Raw genomic sequence first — 15,036 nt, forward strand, 5'->3', positions numbered from 1 at the left:
TTTATCCGGCGGCCACCCTCGGGCGGCCGCTGGCCTCGACGGTGACCAGCGCCTCGACAAACACGTCCTTGCCTTCGACCTTGGCCTTGCGGATATCGCGGTCGACCAGAACGCGGATATCTTCTGCCCCGGCCTCGCGCACCGATTGGATCGTCGCCTCACGCAGCACGTTTTCCAACAGATCCAACGCCTCATCCGGGGTCGGGAAATCCTGAGGCCCGTCCTCGAGATGCACCCGATACCGCCCTTCCGAAGGCGAGGTAACCGTGCCCGCCTGGCGCAGGGTCACACGTCCCACAACCGCCCCGATGGCGTTGGCCACTCCGGCATGTTCCGGCAGAATCATGTTGCAATGCAGCCGGTCCGCCACCGCTGGGTAATAGCTGGGCGCCGAGGCCCCAAGCCCCACAACATCCACATTCAGCGCCGCATCCAGCGCCACCAGCCCCCGGTGTTTTGCCAGCCCTTGCTGCATCAGCACGTGCCGGGCAAGTTCCTGCGGAGACCGCCCAAAAACACCGGCCTCTTCGGCGAAAGCAGCCTCTAACAAGGTCAAAGAGGTCTGTTCGGTCAGCTGATCAATGATCATCTGTGCCAAGCCTTCCGGCGTTTTGGCCAGCATCTCACCCGATCCGACCCGCCTGCGCGAGATCAACTCCAGCGCCTTATGCGCAGCCTCGGCATCCCAGGCATCCAGCCGCCCCAGAACGTGACTCGCATCCGACGGGGTCACGCCCGAGACCTGAACGATCCCACGATCCACCAACCGGTTCAGCGCGCTGAATTCGATCCGGGTCCTCAGCAATTTGCCCAGCGGCAGAACCTGATCACCCAACCGCTCCAGCAAAACCACCTCACGCGGACCGACTCCTTCGGATGGGATGCCCGGCAAACGGCGGGCAAATCGTGTGTCATGTTCACCGACACTGGTCGCCCGGAGTTGTTCATCCAGTGCGGCATGAACCACCTCAGGCGCCTCGGTTGCGATCAGGGACACGGGCAGCACCCGGCGCGGGCCGAGGAACACGCCACCATTCAGCCCTTCGGTCACCACATGCACCTGACTGTCGCCACCCAGACCGTGGGTGCGCATCGCGACGGCCTCGACCATGGTACGAAACCCGCCCACCTGCGCGCCCGCTGGATCAATCGCAGGCTTGCCGTCCCGGATCAGCGCCACATCGGTCGTGGTGCCGCCAATATCGGAGACCAGAGCGTTCTCGGTCCCCGTCAGCCACCGCGCGCCCACGATCGAGGCTGCCGGTCCGCTGAGGATCGTCTCAATCGGTCGTTCTCGCGCCTGTTCAGCGCTCATCAACGCGCCGTCGCCACGAACAACCATCATCGGCGCGGTGATGCCCAGATCCTGCAATCGATCCTGCGCCCGCCCGATCAGCCGGTCGATCATCCCGATCAGCCGCGCATTCAGCACCGCCGTCACCGCCCGTTTCGGGCCGTTCAGCTTGGCCGACAGGTGATGTGAGCAGGTCACCGGCACGCTGGTCTTCTGGGTGATGATCCGCGCAACCTCCAACTCATGCGCCGGATTGCGGGTGGCGAATTGCGCTGCCACCGCATAGCCGGAAACGCCCGTTTCAGTCTCTAAAAAGGCCTCTAACGCGGCAACATCCAGCGGCGCAACCTCGCCGCCCGAATGATTGTGCCCCCCACCCAGCACCAATGCGGGATCACCCTTCAGCACCTCATCCAGCCCATGCTTTTCCAGATCACCCTCGCGGAAGCCGACATAGATCAGCGCCACCCGACCGCCCTGCCCTTCGACCAGAGCATTGGTGGCCAGCGTCGTGGACAGGGAGGCCAGCGCAATCTGCTCCGGCGCAATCTGAGACGCCTCAAGCACGGCAGAAATCGCCTTGCCCACCCCAATCGCCAGATCCGCCCGCGTTGTCAGAGACTTGGCCGAGGCGACAACCTCCTGCTCATCCCGGATCAGCACCGCATCCGTATAGGTTCCACCCGTATCCACCCCCAAAGCCAGCGCCATCGGGTCCTCCATCCATTCGCACGGCACGGGTGTAGCGGGAAATTCCGGCGCGTCCAGCCTGTTTGCGGCATTTCCGGTGTTTCGGGAAATCGTTGTCTCAATCTGTATCGCCAATGTCCCGAGAATGCCGCAGGCATGGCAGGGTATTGGCGATTCAAGTGCTTCCAGAAACGCCGTTTGACAACTGTTCCACTGCCCAGCGCGCGGCATCTGCAACGGTCGGGTCCGAGTCATCTACCAAAGCCTGCGCAGAAGCTTTCAACTCACCCAAACCTGAATTCCCAATCGCATACAGCACATTTCGCACAAACCGATCCCGCCCGATCCGCTTGATCGGAGAACCCGAGAACAACGCCCGAAACCCGGCATCATCCAACGCCACCAGCTCCGCCAGCGGCGGCGCCTTCAACGCCTCCCGCGCGGCATAGCGCATATCGCTGGCCGCCACGGCGAACTTGTTCCAGGGGCAGGCCGCCAGACAATCGTCACAGCCGTAAATCCGGTTGCCCAATTGCGAACGCAAACCCTCGTCCACCGGCCCTTTGTGCTCAATCGTCAGGTAGGAAATGCAACGCCGCGCATCCAACTGATAGGGCGCTGGAAACGCATCGGTCGGGCACACGTCCAGACAGGCCCGGCACGACCCGCAATGATCCACCTCGGCCCCATCTGCCGGCAGGTCCAAAGTGGTAAAAATAGATCCTATAAAGGCCCAATTGCCCCAATCCCGGCTCACCAGATTGGTATGTTTGCCCTGCCATCCCAAGCCCGCCGCATGCCCCAGCGCCTTCTCGGGCACGGGCGCAGTATCAACAAACACCTTCACCTCGCCCCCGCCCTCGGCAATCAGCCACCGCGCCAGACGTTTGAGGCGTTTCTTGACCAGATCGTGGTAGTCCTTGTTCTGCGCATAAACGGAAATCGCGCCCAGATCGGGATGCTCCAATATCTCCGTCGGATCATGCGCGGGCGTATAGCTTTCGGCCAGCATGATCACAGACCGCGCCTCGGGCCATAGGGCCGATGGATCGCCGCGCCAATGCGCCCGTTCCGCCATCCAGCCCATCTGCCCGTGATACCCGGCTTGCAAAAACGCCTCCAGCCGCGCGGGCACCTGCGGCACATCCCACGGCCTGCACACACGGCATGACACAAACCCCTCAGACAAAGCCTGCGCCACCAGCCGTTCTTTCAACTCCGATCCGCTCTTCATCTGGCCAAAAATATCCTCGGGGGAAATCGCGCCAAAGGCGCGATGGGGGGCAGACAGCCCCCCTACCCCGCCATCCTATCAGAAATCCAGATCGGCGTAATGCGGTGGCGGCCGGAACCCCGGGACCTGATCCGCCAATATCGACCGGAACGCCGGGCGGGACTTGATCTTGGCATACCAATCCTTGACCGCCGCGCTGCGGTTCCAATCCACGTCCGAGATATAATCCAGCGCCGACAAATGCGCCGCTGCGGCAAAATCCGCCAAGGTCATCTGATCCCCGGCCAGCCAGCGCCGCTGATCCAGCAGCCAGGCCATGTAATCCAGATGATACTTGATCGCCCGCGCGCCTTCCTTGACGTTCTTACTGTCGGGATAGCCCTGCCCAGTCACCTTCTTATTGACCCGCTCGTACAACAGTTTCGAGGTCACCTCGTGGTGAAACTTGTCATCGAACCAGCCCACCAGACGGCGCACCTCGTACCGGGCCTCGGGCTTTTTTGGCATCAAGGGCGGCTCGGGGCGCGTCTCTTCGATATATTCGCAGATCGCGGCACTTTCCGACATCACCCGCCCGTCCAGCCGCAGCACAGGCACCTTGCCCGCCGGGTTTCGGCGCAGAAAATCCGGGTCCTGTTCCCAGTACCTTTCTTCAACCAACTCAACCTCGACCTTCTTTTCGGCCAGAGACAGGCGAACCTTGCGGCAATAGGGGGACAGGGGGACGTGAAACAGACGCGCCATGGGTATCCATTCGAACCAGACTATACCCTTTCAGCTTTAGCCTTGGATGTGCCCCGGTTTCAATCCTCGAAACAATCCGCGCGACCATCTGCGCGGATGGTGGCCGCCCCGTCCAGGATCGACGCCGCCCGCTTTCGGGTCCGAGCCGTGGGGTCGGTGACCGACCGGTTGCGCGGTGACGGCAGGATCGCGGCCAGGCGCGCCGCCTGAACCCGCGACAGTTTGGCGGCACTGACGCCGTAATAGCGCTGCGCCGCTGCCTCGACCCCAAAGATACCCTGTCCGGTCTCGGCCACGTTCAGATAAACTTCAAGGATGCGCTGCTTGCTCCACACCAGTTCCACCACCGGCGTCATCGAGGTTTCAAGCGCCTTGCGAACCCAACTGCGCCCCTGCCACAGGAACACGTTCTTGACCACCTGCTGCGACAGGGTCGAGGCCCCGCGATTGCCGCCACCCTCCAGCGCATCACGGATGGCTTCGACGTCGAACCCCCAGTGCAGACAGAAATTCGCATCCTCGGCCGCAACGACAGACCGGGCCATGATCGGTGAGATCTCCTCGATCGGCACCCAATCCCGCTCGACCCGGCCCAGACGACGCCATTCCGACCAGATCGTATGGGTCACCGGCGGGTTCACAACGGAATAAAGCAGCACCAGAGCCACAAATGCAGCCACCGCGCCCAGCACCGCACGCACCACCCAACGCCGAATCCGGCGACCGATGGAGATGCCTGATTTCGCCTTTGATGCCTTGTTTTTCTTACCGCGTGACTTGCGGGCTGCTTTCTGTGCCATAACCTTGCTATACGCCGCGCCGCGCCCGTTTGGAACGGCTTAAATCGCGATCAGCCGCCCCTCGCGCGGGCGCACCACTGGGCGAGCGGTTTTTAGATCAGCGAGGTCGCGCTGATCCAGCTCCGGGAACAGGGCCAGAACCTCGGCCTGTGTGCGACGCTCGGCGCCCGTGACCGCATGACCGGGATAATAGCTTTCGGTTTTGGCCCCGTTGGCGACGATGATTTCGTGTTGTGAGAACAGCAGGTGGTAATAATCCACCGTTCCGCCTTCGACCCGGGTGACGGTGTCGTTATTCACCAGACAATGGGCGGCGATCAGAACCTCGGGCAGGCCATAAAGATACTGCGCGCGCCAGTCATCGATCAGCATCCGGTGCTGGGGTGAAACCAACAAGGGTTCTATCAGCCCGAACATCCCGGCCTGAAACCGGATCGGGGCAAATTTGCCTTCGGCCGCGACCGTGGTCTGCCCGATCCACAACAGCGGCTGCGGTCCCCGGTCTTGCGTCGTTACCAGATCGCCCACTTGCAATTCCTCGACCGCGCGCGGCCCATCAGGCGTGTCGATCAAAGTGCCCGGCGTGAAACAGGGCGGTCCCAGATCACCGGCCAGAATATCCACCGACCCGAAGGAGCCGCCGGTATCGCTGAAATCGGTGACCGAGGATGAGACGAATGTGCCTTCCTGCAGGACACTGCCATCGGTGGGGGTGAACACCTCGCGCCCGTCGGCCAGATAGAAGGTCACCCCGGTATAGGTGACCTGCGTGCCATCGGGTAATTCGATGGTGACCATATCGTTGAAATAGGAGGCGGTGATATCCGACCCATCGACCGAGTCACCATTCAGCCGGTTGATCAGGTTATCGTCATTCTGATCGACGATATCGAATTTCGACACGGTCAGCGTCGATCCCACCACCGTACCATTCGCCCCGGGATTGGCCGGGTCCAGAACAAAGAACTGATCAATATGGGTCGTGGGCATCGGAAACACTTCACCTTTTCACATCAACCGCACCCCTTCCCCGGGCGGCTGGTGATCAAAGCTAGGCGGATACGGGCGGTTTGGACAAGTTTTAGCGCACGTTTATGTCAAAATAAGCAAACCCCGCGTGGTGCAAAAGACACGCGGGGTTTGGAAATATTCGGCTCTGAGCCGGGTTATTCTGCCGGAACGGCGGTCTGTTCAACCGTCAGAGGATGGCTGAGCTTATTCAGCATCTCCTTGGGGCAGACCTGCAGGAAGTTGGTCTTTTCCACATCCCAATGCTGCAGAATATCCTGCGCCTTGCGGCTGCCGGTCTCCGAGACATGGCGTTCGATCAGGGCTTTCAACTGATCTTCCCAGTGATCCACGGTCACCGGGCAGGTGACCAGCGTCTCCATGTTCATCAGCACTTCGGCCTTGGCATCGGGGTCATACAGATAGGCCATGCCGCCCGTCATCCCCGCACCAAAGTTCGCGCCGATCTCACCCAGAATGACCGCGACACCGCCGGTCATGTATTCGCACCCGTTCGAGCCGCAGCCCTCGACCACCACACTAGCGCCCGAGTTGCGCACGCCAAATCGCTCACCCGCGCGGCCTGCTGCGAACAGGTGGCCATCGGTGGCGCCATACAGAACGGTGTTGCCGATGATCGTGTTGGCATCCGCCTGCAACGGGCTGACCTGCGGTGGGCGCACCACGATGGTGCCCCCCGACAGGCCCTTGCCGACATAGTCATTGGCATCGCCCGAGACCTCAAGCTTCAGCCCCGGCGCAGCGAACGCACCCAGCGACTGCCCGGCAGACCCTTGCAGTTTCACATGCAGATGGTCCGACTGGAACGTGTTTCGCATGCCGAAATTCTGCACGATATGGCTGGAGACCCGTGTGCCCACCGTCCGGTGCGTGTTCTGCACCGCGTAGGACAACTGCATCTTCTCGCCATCCTTCAGGAACCGCGCCGCGTCGCGCACGATCTCTGCGTCCAGCGTATCCGGCACCGCATTGCGATCCTTGTCACGGTCATAAACGATGTCATGCGCGCCATCGACGGTGATCAGCAGCGGGTTCAGGTCCAGATCGTCCAGATGTGCCGAGCCGCGGCTGACCTGAGCCAGCAGATCGGCGCGCCCGATGATCTCATCCACCGACCGCGCACCTAGGCTGGCGAGGATTTCCCGCACTTCCTGCGCGTAGAAGGTGATCAGGTTCACCACTTTGTCCGCGTTGCCGGTGAATTTGGCGCGCAGGTCGTCGTCCTGCGTACAGACGCCCACCGGGCAGGTGTTCGACTGGCACTGACGCACCATGATGCAGCCCATCGCGATCAGGGCGGCGGTGCCGATGCCGTATTCCTCGGCCCCCATCATCGCGGCCATGACAACGTCGCGCCCGGTGCGCAAACCGCCATCGGTGCGCAGGGTCACGCGGTCGCGCAGGTTGTTCATCGCCAGAACCTGATGCGCTTCGGTCAGGCCCATCTCCCACGGCAGACCGGCGTATTTGATACTGGTCGCGGGCGAGGCCCCGGTGCCGCCATTGTGACCCGAAACAAGGATAATATCGGCTTTTGCCTTGGCCACACCGGCGGCAATTGTGCCCACGCCCGAGGACGCGACCAGCTTTACCGTCACCTTACAGCGCGGGTTGATCTGCTTCAGGTCATAGATCAACTGCGCCAGATCCTCGATCGAGTAGATGTCGTGGTGCGGCGGCGGCGAGATCAGCGTCACGCCTTTGGTCGAGTGCCGCAGACGTGCGATCAGGTCAGTGACCTTCATGCCGGGCAGCTGACCACCCTCACCGGGTTTCGCGCCTTGGGCGACCTTGATCTCCAGCTCTTCACACTGGTTCAGGTACTCGGCGGTCACACCGAACCGGCCCGAGGCCACCTGCTTGATCTTGGCCGAGGGGTTGTCGCCATTGGGCTCCGGCACGAAATGCGCCGGGTCTTCACCCCCCTCGCCGCTGTCGGACTTGGCCCCGATCCGGTTCATCGCCACGTTCAGCGTTTTATGCGCCTCGGGCGACAGCGCGCCCAGCGACATGCCCGGCGTGACGAACCGTTTGCGGATCGAAGTGATCGATTCCACCTCTTCAATCGGCACCGGCTTACCCATCGGTTTGAAATCCATCAGGTCGCGCAGATGGATCGGCGGGTTCGACTGCATCTTGGCCGAATACTGTTTCCACAGCTCAAATGAGGCTCTGTTACAGGCCATTTGCATCATATGCATCGAGGTCGCTTCCCACGCATGGGTCTCACCCGACTTGCGCGCCTTGTAGAAACCACCGATGGGCAGCACGTCCAGACCACCTGCCCATGCCTTGGCGTGAATCTCTTCGGCCTTGACGCGGATGCCGTGAATACCGATGCCCGAGATGCGGCTAGTCATGCCGGGGAAATACTCGGCCACCATGGCGCGGGACAGACCCACAGCCTCGAAATTCAGACCACCGCGATAGGACGAGACAACCGAGATACCCATCTTGGCCATGATCTTGAGCAAGCCCTGATCGATGGCTTCACGATAGCGCGCCACGTTTTCGGTCAGCGACCCGTCCAGCAGGCCCCGTTCAATCCGGTCAGCAATGGAATCCTCGGCCAGATACGCGTTCACGACGGTCGCACCGCAGCCGATCAGCACCGCAAAGTAATGCGGATCGATACATTCCGCCGACCGCACGTTGAGCGAGCAGAAGGTCCGCAGCCCCTTGCGGGTCAGATGGCTGTGCACCGCGCTGGTGGCCAGAATCATCGGCATGGCAACCTTGTCGGGACCGGAATGCTGATCGGTCAGCACCAGATGTCCCGCGCCGGACCGCACAGCCTCTTCCGCCTCGGCCCGGACACGAGTCAGGGCGACGTCCAACTGGCCTTCACCGGGGGTGAAGGTACAGTCGATCTCGGCCAGCGGGGCGTTCAGATTCCCGACCAGCGTTTCCCACTGCGCGTTGCCGACAAAGGGGCTTTCCAGCACGATAATCTCGGTCTGGCTGCTGTCCTCGTCCAACACGTTTTTCAGGTTCCCGAACCGCGTTTTCAGCGACATCACCCGGTATTCCCGCAAGCTATCGATGGGCGGGTTGGTCACCTGGCTGAAATTCTGCCGGAAGAAATGGCTGAGCGGGCGGTATTGCTTGGACAACACGGCCGAGGGCGTGTCGTCACCCATCGAGGCCAGCGCTTCTTTCCCATCCTCGGCCATCGGGGCAAGGATCTGTTCCAGTTCCTCAACCGAATAGCCCGCCGCGATCTGACGCTTGCGCAGTTCCTCGCCCGAGAAGATCGGCGTCTCAGTGACCCCGGCCAGCGCCTCATCCAGATCGTTGATCTTGCCGACCCAGTCGCCAAAGGGCAGCGCGCGGGCCAGTTTGTCCTTGATCTGGGTGTCGCGGAACAGCTTGCCCTTTTTCATATCGACAGCCAGCATCTGCCCCGGACCCAGCGCGCCTTTTTCGGTCACGCTGGCCTCATCAATCGGCACCATCCCGGCCTCGGACCCGGCGATAACCAGACCATCGCCGGTCACCACGTAACGCATCGGGCGCAACCCGTTCCGGTCGAGCCCGGCGCACACCCAGCGGCCATCGGTCATTGCCAGCGCGGCAGGGCCGTCCCACGGCTCCATCACCGAGTTGCAGTAGGAATACATGTCGCGCCAGGCCTGCGGCAGTTCCACCGCCTGCTTGGACCAGCTTTCCGGCACCAGCATGGTTTTCGCCATCGGGGCCGAGCGGCCCGCGCGCACCAGAACCTCAAAAACCGAGTCTAATGCAGCCGAATCCGACGATCCGCCCGCGATGATCGGCTTAATATCTTCGGCATAATCGCCAAAGCTGTCCGAGGTCATGCGGATTTCATGACTTTTCATCCAGTTGACGTTGCCCTTCAGCGTGTTGATCTCACCGTTATGGGCCAGCATACGGAACGGCTGCGCCAGCCACCACTGCGGGAAGGTGTTGGTCGAATAGCGCTGGTGATAGATCGCAAAGGCAGATTCGAAGCGCTCGTCCATCAGATCGGGGTAGAAGACAGCCACTTGCTCGGCCAGCATCATGCCCTTGTAGATGATCGACCGGCAGGACAGCGAGGCCAGATACAGGCCCGAAATCCCCGCCGCGATAGCCGCCTTTTCGATGCGGCGACGGATCACATACAGTTCACGCTCAAAGGTTTCTTCGTCCACACCTTTCGAGTTCGAGATCAGAATCTGCTCGATCTCGGGCCGGGTTGCGTTGGCCTTTTCGCCCAGACAGGTCACATCAACCGGCACATGGCGCCAGCCGTAGATGTAATAGCCCATGCGCAGCACTTCGGTCTCAACAATGGTCCGGCACTGCTCCTGCGCACCGAAGTCGGTGCGGGGCAGAAAGACCTGACCAACGGCGATCAACTCATCCATCCGGGGTTCGTGACCGGTGCGGCGGATCTGGTCATAGAAGAAGGGAACCGGGATCTGCACATGGATACCCGCGCCATCGCCGGTCTTGCCATCGGCATCCACCGCGCCCCGGTGCCAGATCGCCTTGAGCGCATCGATGCCCGCATCGACCACCTTGCGGCTTTTCTTGCCGTCGACGGACACAACCAGACCCACCCCGCAGGAGGAATGCTCTTCGGCCTCGGAATAGAGACCGTTTTCCGCCATCCATTTGCGTTTGTCTTCCTCGGCCCGCACCCAATCGGCATCATACTTGGTCATTGGCTGTCTCCTTCTTCCGGCAGGGCATACATGGCTTCGACCTCAGCTTTGGTCATCTGCCGGCGTTCGCCTGCGAACGCGTAGCCTTCGGGCTTTTTGTCGATATAGAGTTCAAGTTTCAGCGATTGGTCCGCGCCATTGTCGAACAATCCTGCGGCCATCTGGGTCTGTCCGTGCATCTCACCCGGCAGGGTGATCCGATACCACAAAGCCGATCCGCAATCGGCGCAAAAGGCGCGTTCCGCCCAATCGGATGAGGTGAAGGTTTTCACCGGACCCAGCGCGGCATATCCGGGCTCGGCCTGAAAGGTGACCAGCATCGAACTGGTCCAGCGGCGGCATTGGTCGCAATGGCAGGCGCCCAGCGCGTCCCGCGCCGGGGTGGCGGTCACCGTGACCGCGCCGCACATGCATTGGCCTTGCAATTCGGGCATTTGACCCTCCTGTCGCTGGGCTGTTGGGTTACTCGGCGGCGACTGCCGCGCGGGCGTTGAACCGGTCGATGATCGCATCGGCGCAATCACGCCCGTCGCGGATCGCCCACACGACCAGAGAGGCCCCGCGCACGATGTCACCGATGGCATAGACGCCGTCCATCTCGGTCTCGCCGGTCTGGAAGGCGGCCTTGACGGTGCCCCAGCGGGTCACGGGCAGATCGGGCTGACCAAACAGGGTGGACAGGTCTTCAGGCTCGAACCCCAGTGCCTTGATCACCAGATCGGCGTCCTCGACATAATCCGCGCCTTCGATCACCTCGGGGGCCTGACGGCCCGACGCATCGGGCTGACCCAGACGCATCTTCTGCACCATCACGCCCGTAACCTTGTCGTCACCGGTGAACCCTTTGGGCGCGCTGAGCCATTCAAAGATCACGCCTTCTTCCTCGGCATTCTGGGTTTCGCGCTGCGAGCCCGGCATATTGGCCCGGTCGCGGCGATAGAGGCACTTGACCGAGGTCGCGCCCTGCCGGATCGAAGTCCGCACGCAGTCCATCGCGGTATCGCCACCGCCGATCACGACAACCTTTTTCCCTGCGGCGTTCAGACGGCCATTGTCGAAATCCTCAACCTCATCGCCAAAGCTTTTGCGGTTCGAGGCAGTCAGGAAGTCGATGGCCTTTTCAATCCCCGCTAGCCCGCTGCCGGGCATGGAGAGATCGCGGGACTTATAGACACCAGTGGCGATGATCACCGCGTCATGCTGCGCACGAATTTCTTCGAATTTCGTGGCGTCGACGTCGCAATTCAATTCAAAGGTCACGCCGCCATCAGCCAGCAGATCGTTGCGGCGCTGAACGATGTCCTTTTCCAGCTTGAAGCCGGGGATGCCATACATCAGCAGACCACCCGCGCGGTCATAACGGTCATAGACGGTGACCTGAATTCCAGCCCGGCGCAGCATATCCGCCGCCGCCAGCCCGCCGGGGCCACCACCGATGATTCCAACGCTTTCGCTGCGCTCGGCTGTCGGCGCAGTGGGCTGCACCCAGCCTTTATCCCATGCCGTGTCAGTGATGTATTTCTCGATCGTGCCGATGGTGACCGTGCCGTGGCCGGACTGTTCGATCACGCAGTTGCCTTCGCACAGACGGTCCTGCGGGCAGATGCGACCGCAGATCTCGGGAAACGTGTTGGTGGCCTGGCTGGTCTGATAAGCCTCTTCCAGACGACCTGTCGCGGTCAGGCGCAGCCAGTCGGGAATGTTGTTGTGCAGCGGGCAGTGCGACTGGCAATAGGGCACGCCGCACTGACTGCACCGGCTGGCCTGCTCGGCCGCTTTCTCGGCGGCGAATTCGGCATAGATTTCGTCGAAGTCTTCCCTGCGGTCATCAGCGGCACGCTTTTCCGGCATGACTCGGTCGATCTGCACAAATTTCAGCATCGGTTGCTTGGCCACGGGTCAGACTCCATGAATTGGCTTGGTCCGGCCTCTTTACGGGATGTGCCAGAAGATGAAAAGTAAAATGTGCTGACCTATTTTTGGAAATTTACCCTCTGCCCCCGAAGTCCGTGTAATTTCATCTCATTTTTAGGTCCGATTCGGACTTATTTGAACACTTTCCTTTCCGACACCACACTTATACCCATGAAACCAAAGAGCGGGCGGCAACAGCACGGCAGGGCAGATGAGTCTATTTCAGTTGATTCTCGTGGCGATCATTCAGGGCATTACCGAGTTCCTGCCGATCTCTTCCTCGGGCCATCTGATCCTGCTGCCCCGCCTGACCGGGATGGATGATCAGGGGCTGGCCATTGATGTGGCGGTGCATGTGGGCACGCTGGGCGCCGTGGTTCTGTATTTCTGGAGCGACGTGAAACAGGCGCTGATCGGTCTGCCCAAAGCGCTGACCGGGCGGTTGGACACGGCACCGGCACGGATGGCCATGGCGCTGATCGTCGCCACGATCCCCACCGTCATTGCGGGTGCGATCCTGCATGCAACGGGGCTGAGCCACGCCATGCGCTCTGTCGCGGTGATCGGATGGACGATGCTGGGGTTTGGCCTGCTGCTGTACTGGATGGACCAGAAAGGCGCGCAGACCAAACAGGCGGCGGATTGGGGGCTGCGCGATGCGGTGATCATGGGGCTGTGGCAGGTACTGGCGCTGATCCCGGGCACCTCGCGATCCGGCATCACCATCACCGGCGCGCGGCAGTTGGGCTATACACGCGAAGATGGCGCCCGGATCGCGATGTTAATGTCGATCCCAACGATCCTGGCCTCAGGTGCGCTGCTGTCACTGGATGTGATCCGCGATGCCGACGCGCAACTGGCAAAAGACGGCGCCATCGCCGCTGTCTTTGCCTTTCTCGCTGCACTGCTTGCGCTCAGCCTGATGATGCGCCTGCTGCGCAGCATCAGCTTTACGCCCTATGTGATCTATCGTGTGATCCTTGGCGTGATCCTTTTGATCATCGCCTATAGCTGATCAGATCTTGAGGTTCCGGGCCGAGTTCTGAATGTCGTCATACTGACCGGCCGGGCGGAATTTCCACAGATATTCCGGCAGCACCGAATCCAGCGCGGCGGGCTCAATGCCCAGATCGGCAAAGCCCTTCGCATCGTCAGAAACCACATTGTCGTGGCGCAGGTTCTTCAGCTGATCCTTGGTCAGGATATGGTTCGGGAACAGCTGAAAGCTGACGAACTTCACGATATCCAGAACGCCCGCCATGATCTTGCCGATCCAGAACGGCACGCCAAGGATGATGCGGCGACGGTGAATGACTTCCAGCATCTGCTGCATCAGCGCGCGGAAGGTTTTGACCTCGGGCCCGCCCAGCTCATAGGTGCCCGCGGCTTGGCCCAGAACACCCTGCACGGCGGCCTGCGCGACATCGTCCACATAGACCGGCTGAAACCGGGTCTCAGCCCCGACCAAAGGCAGAAACGGCCCGAAACGGGTCATCCCGGCAAAACGGTTAAAGAACTGATCCTCGGTCCCGAAAATCACGGAAGGGCGCAGGATAACCGCCCCGGGCATATGGGCCAGCACCGCGGCCTCACCCTCGGCCTTGGTGCGGGCATAATCGCTGTCGGCCTCGGCATCCGCACCGATGGCCGAGAGATGCACCATGCGCGCCACACCATGCTGCGCTGCCAGCCGCGCAACACGCTCGGCCCCTTCGGTCTGCACCGCGTCGAATTCATTCTTGCCCAGCTCGTTCAGGACGCCGACACAATTGACCACCGCATCCGCCCCCTGCATCGCCGCAGCAACCGAGGCATCGTCGCGGATATTGCACAGGATCGGCTCGACCTGACCGACAACGCCATAGGGTTTGACGAACATCGCCTCATTCGGACGCCGCACAGCCACCCGCACGCGCCACCCTTTGTTTGCCATGCGCCGCGCAATGTAACGGCCGACAAATCCCGATCCGCCGTAAATCGTGACCATTTTGGACATGCTGTGGCTCCTGGCTAATGGGTCCTGATCCGATCTACCGCCCCGGGCGATGTCAAACAAGGCGCAATAACGCCGCGCGACGATGATTTCTTGCTGTTTTTGCGGTCCCAATTACGGGGCTCCACGGTGCGAGGAAAAAACTTTCAGAATTCTGTTCGAATCCTGTTGACGCCCCCCGCGACTAGGCTTAAACGCCGCTCCACGACACCTGCCCAGGTGGCGGAATTGGTAGACGCGCTAGCTTCAGGTGCTAGTGTCCGTATGGACGTGGAGGTTCGAGTCCTCTCCTGGGCACCATTTCTTCCGAACATAGATGGATATAAACGCTCAATTTCATTGAGTTTTTATCCGTTTTTCGGGTATCATTCTGAACATAGCAGAACACTCGGTACCCCCAGAAAACACGGCACTTGGGGGTATTGTTGGCGGGTATCACCCCCGCTGCACGAGGGTGATACCCCCAATGGCACTTTCCGACCCGAAGATGCGAAAAGCACAACCAAAGCTAAAGCCATACAAGTTGGCTGATGCTGACGGCCTGTTTGTTTTGATGAAGCCGAACGGTTCGAAGCAGCGGCGCAAGCGCGGAATACCTTTTTGCTGGTTGCTGAGGAATACTTGCAAATGACGTATGACCGCGAGCTCGCCGACCCGCCTGAACATGT

General features: G+C 61.1%; 11 protein-coding genes and 1 tRNA gene. 2 read left to right on the forward strand and 10 right to left on the reverse strand.

Going from position 1 to position 15,036, the window contains the following annotated elements; all coding sequences use genetic code 11:
• Position 1: 1 nt before the first annotated feature.
• From MPJ51_RS13605 to MPJ51_RS13640, 8 genes are all read right to left on the reverse strand, one after another.
• Positions 2–2,005: a hydantoinase/oxoprolinase family protein gene (locus MPJ51_RS13605; protein ID WP_298387697.1), complete on the reverse strand. Its 2,004-nt coding sequence runs from the start codon at positions 2,003–2,005 to the stop codon at positions 2–4.
• Between the two features lie 154 nt (positions 2,006–2,159).
• Positions 2,160–3,218 (reverse strand): tRNA epoxyqueuosine(34) reductase QueG, encoded by a 1,059-nt coding sequence (gene queG / locus MPJ51_RS13610; RefSeq protein ID WP_298387700.1) that lies wholly within the window; start codon positions 3,216–3,218, stop codon positions 2,160–2,162.
• Positions 3,219–3,296: 78 nt separating this feature from the next.
• The gene (locus tag MPJ51_RS13615; protein ID WP_298387703.1) at positions 3,297–3,962 is read right to left on the reverse strand and encodes a glutathione S-transferase family protein; all 666 of its coding nucleotides are present in this window, start codon (positions 3,960–3,962) and stop codon (positions 3,297–3,299) included.
• Positions 3,963–4,021: 59 nt separating this feature from the next.
• Positions 4,022–4,762 carry a monofunctional biosynthetic peptidoglycan transglycosylase gene (mtgA, locus tag MPJ51_RS13620; protein ID WP_298387706.1) on the reverse strand — a complete coding sequence of 247 codons (741 nt, stop codon included), beginning with the start codon at positions 4,760–4,762 and terminating at the stop codon, positions 4,022–4,024.
• Positions 4,763–4,801: 39 nt separating this feature from the next.
• Positions 4,802–5,752, reverse strand: a complete 951-nt coding sequence (locus MPJ51_RS13625) for a Hint domain-containing protein (protein ID WP_298387708.1) — start codon at positions 5,750–5,752, stop codon at positions 4,802–4,804.
• 176 nt (positions 5,753–5,928) lie between these two features.
• Positions 5,929–10,461: a glutamate synthase large subunit gene (gene gltB / locus MPJ51_RS13630; RefSeq protein ID WP_298387711.1), complete on the reverse strand. Its 4,533-nt coding sequence runs from the start codon at positions 10,459–10,461 to the stop codon at positions 5,929–5,931.
• The gene (locus tag MPJ51_RS13635) at positions 10,458–10,895 is read right to left on the reverse strand and encodes a GFA family protein (RefSeq protein WP_298387713.1); all 438 of its coding nucleotides are present in this window, start codon (positions 10,893–10,895) and stop codon (positions 10,458–10,460) included. Before MPJ51_RS13635 ends, gltB begins: the two co-directional genes overlap by 4 nt.
• Positions 10,896–10,923: 28 nt before the next feature.
• A complete protein-coding gene (locus tag MPJ51_RS13640; RefSeq protein WP_298387716.1) occupies positions 10,924–12,357 on the reverse strand; it encodes an NAD(P)-dependent oxidoreductase in 1,434 nt (477 codons plus the stop codon).
• A gap of 229 nt (positions 12,358–12,586) precedes the next feature.
• Between MPJ51_RS13640 and MPJ51_RS13645 the strand changes: the two genes are divergently transcribed.
• Positions 12,587–13,390 carry an undecaprenyl-diphosphate phosphatase gene (locus MPJ51_RS13645; protein ID WP_298387718.1) on the forward strand — a complete coding sequence of 268 codons (804 nt, stop codon included), beginning with the start codon at positions 12,587–12,589 and terminating at the stop codon, positions 13,388–13,390.
• On the opposite strand, the gene MPJ51_RS13650 is transcribed toward MPJ51_RS13645, so the two are convergent.
• Positions 13,391–14,371: a complex I NDUFA9 subunit family protein gene (locus MPJ51_RS13650; protein WP_298387721.1), complete on the reverse strand. Its 981-nt coding sequence runs from the start codon at positions 14,369–14,371 to the stop codon at positions 13,391–13,393.
• Positions 14,372–14,581: 210 nt separating this feature from the next.
• Here MPJ51_RS13650 and MPJ51_RS13655 point away from each other — a divergent pair.
• A tRNA-Leu gene (locus MPJ51_RS13655) sits at positions 14,582–14,668 on the forward strand.
• A gap of 135 nt (positions 14,669–14,803) precedes the next feature.
• Here MPJ51_RS13655 and MPJ51_RS13660 read toward each other — a convergent pair.
• On the reverse strand, positions 14,804–15,036 hold a 233-nt coding region (locus tag MPJ51_RS13660; protein WP_298387724.1), incomplete at its 5' end, for a hypothetical protein.

The sequence above is a fragment of the Ruegeria sp. genome (genome assembly GCF_028066395.1).
In the GTDB taxonomy this organism is placed as follows: Bacteria; Pseudomonadota; Alphaproteobacteria; order Rhodobacterales; family Rhodobacteraceae; genus Ruegeria.

Bases quoted from the DNA above. Each gene is read 5' to 3' on its own strand.
- MPJ51_RS13605 (WP_298387697.1), bottom strand. From the start codon at position 2,005: ATGGCGCTGGCTTTGGGGGTGGATACGGGTGGAACCTATACGGATGCG.
- queG (WP_298387700.1), bottom strand. From the start codon at position 3,218: ATGAAGAGCGGATCGGAGTTGAAAGAACGGCTGGTGGCGCAGGCTTTG.
- MPJ51_RS13615 (WP_298387703.1), bottom strand. From the start codon at position 3,962: ATGGCGCGTCTGTTTCACGTCCCCCTGTCCCCCTATTGCCGCAAGGTT.
- mtgA (WP_298387706.1), bottom strand. From the start codon at position 4,762: ATGGCACAGAAAGCAGCCCGCAAGTCACGCGGTAAGAAAAACAAGGCA.
- MPJ51_RS13625 (WP_298387708.1), bottom strand. From the start codon at position 5,752: ATGCCCACGACCCATATTGATCAGTTCTTTGTTCTGGACCCGGCCAAT.
- gltB (WP_298387711.1), bottom strand. From the start codon at position 10,461: ATGACCAAGTATGATGCCGATTGGGTGCGGGCCGAGGAAGACAAACGC.
- MPJ51_RS13635 (WP_298387713.1), bottom strand. From the start codon at position 10,895: ATGCCCGAATTGCAAGGCCAATGCATGTGCGGCGCGGTCACGGTGACC.
- MPJ51_RS13645 (WP_298387718.1), top strand. From the start codon at position 12,587: ATGAGTCTATTTCAGTTGATTCTCGTGGCGATCATTCAGGGCATTACC.
- MPJ51_RS13650 (WP_298387721.1), bottom strand. From the start codon at position 14,371: ATGTCCAAAATGGTCACGATTTACGGCGGATCGGGATTTGTCGGCCGT.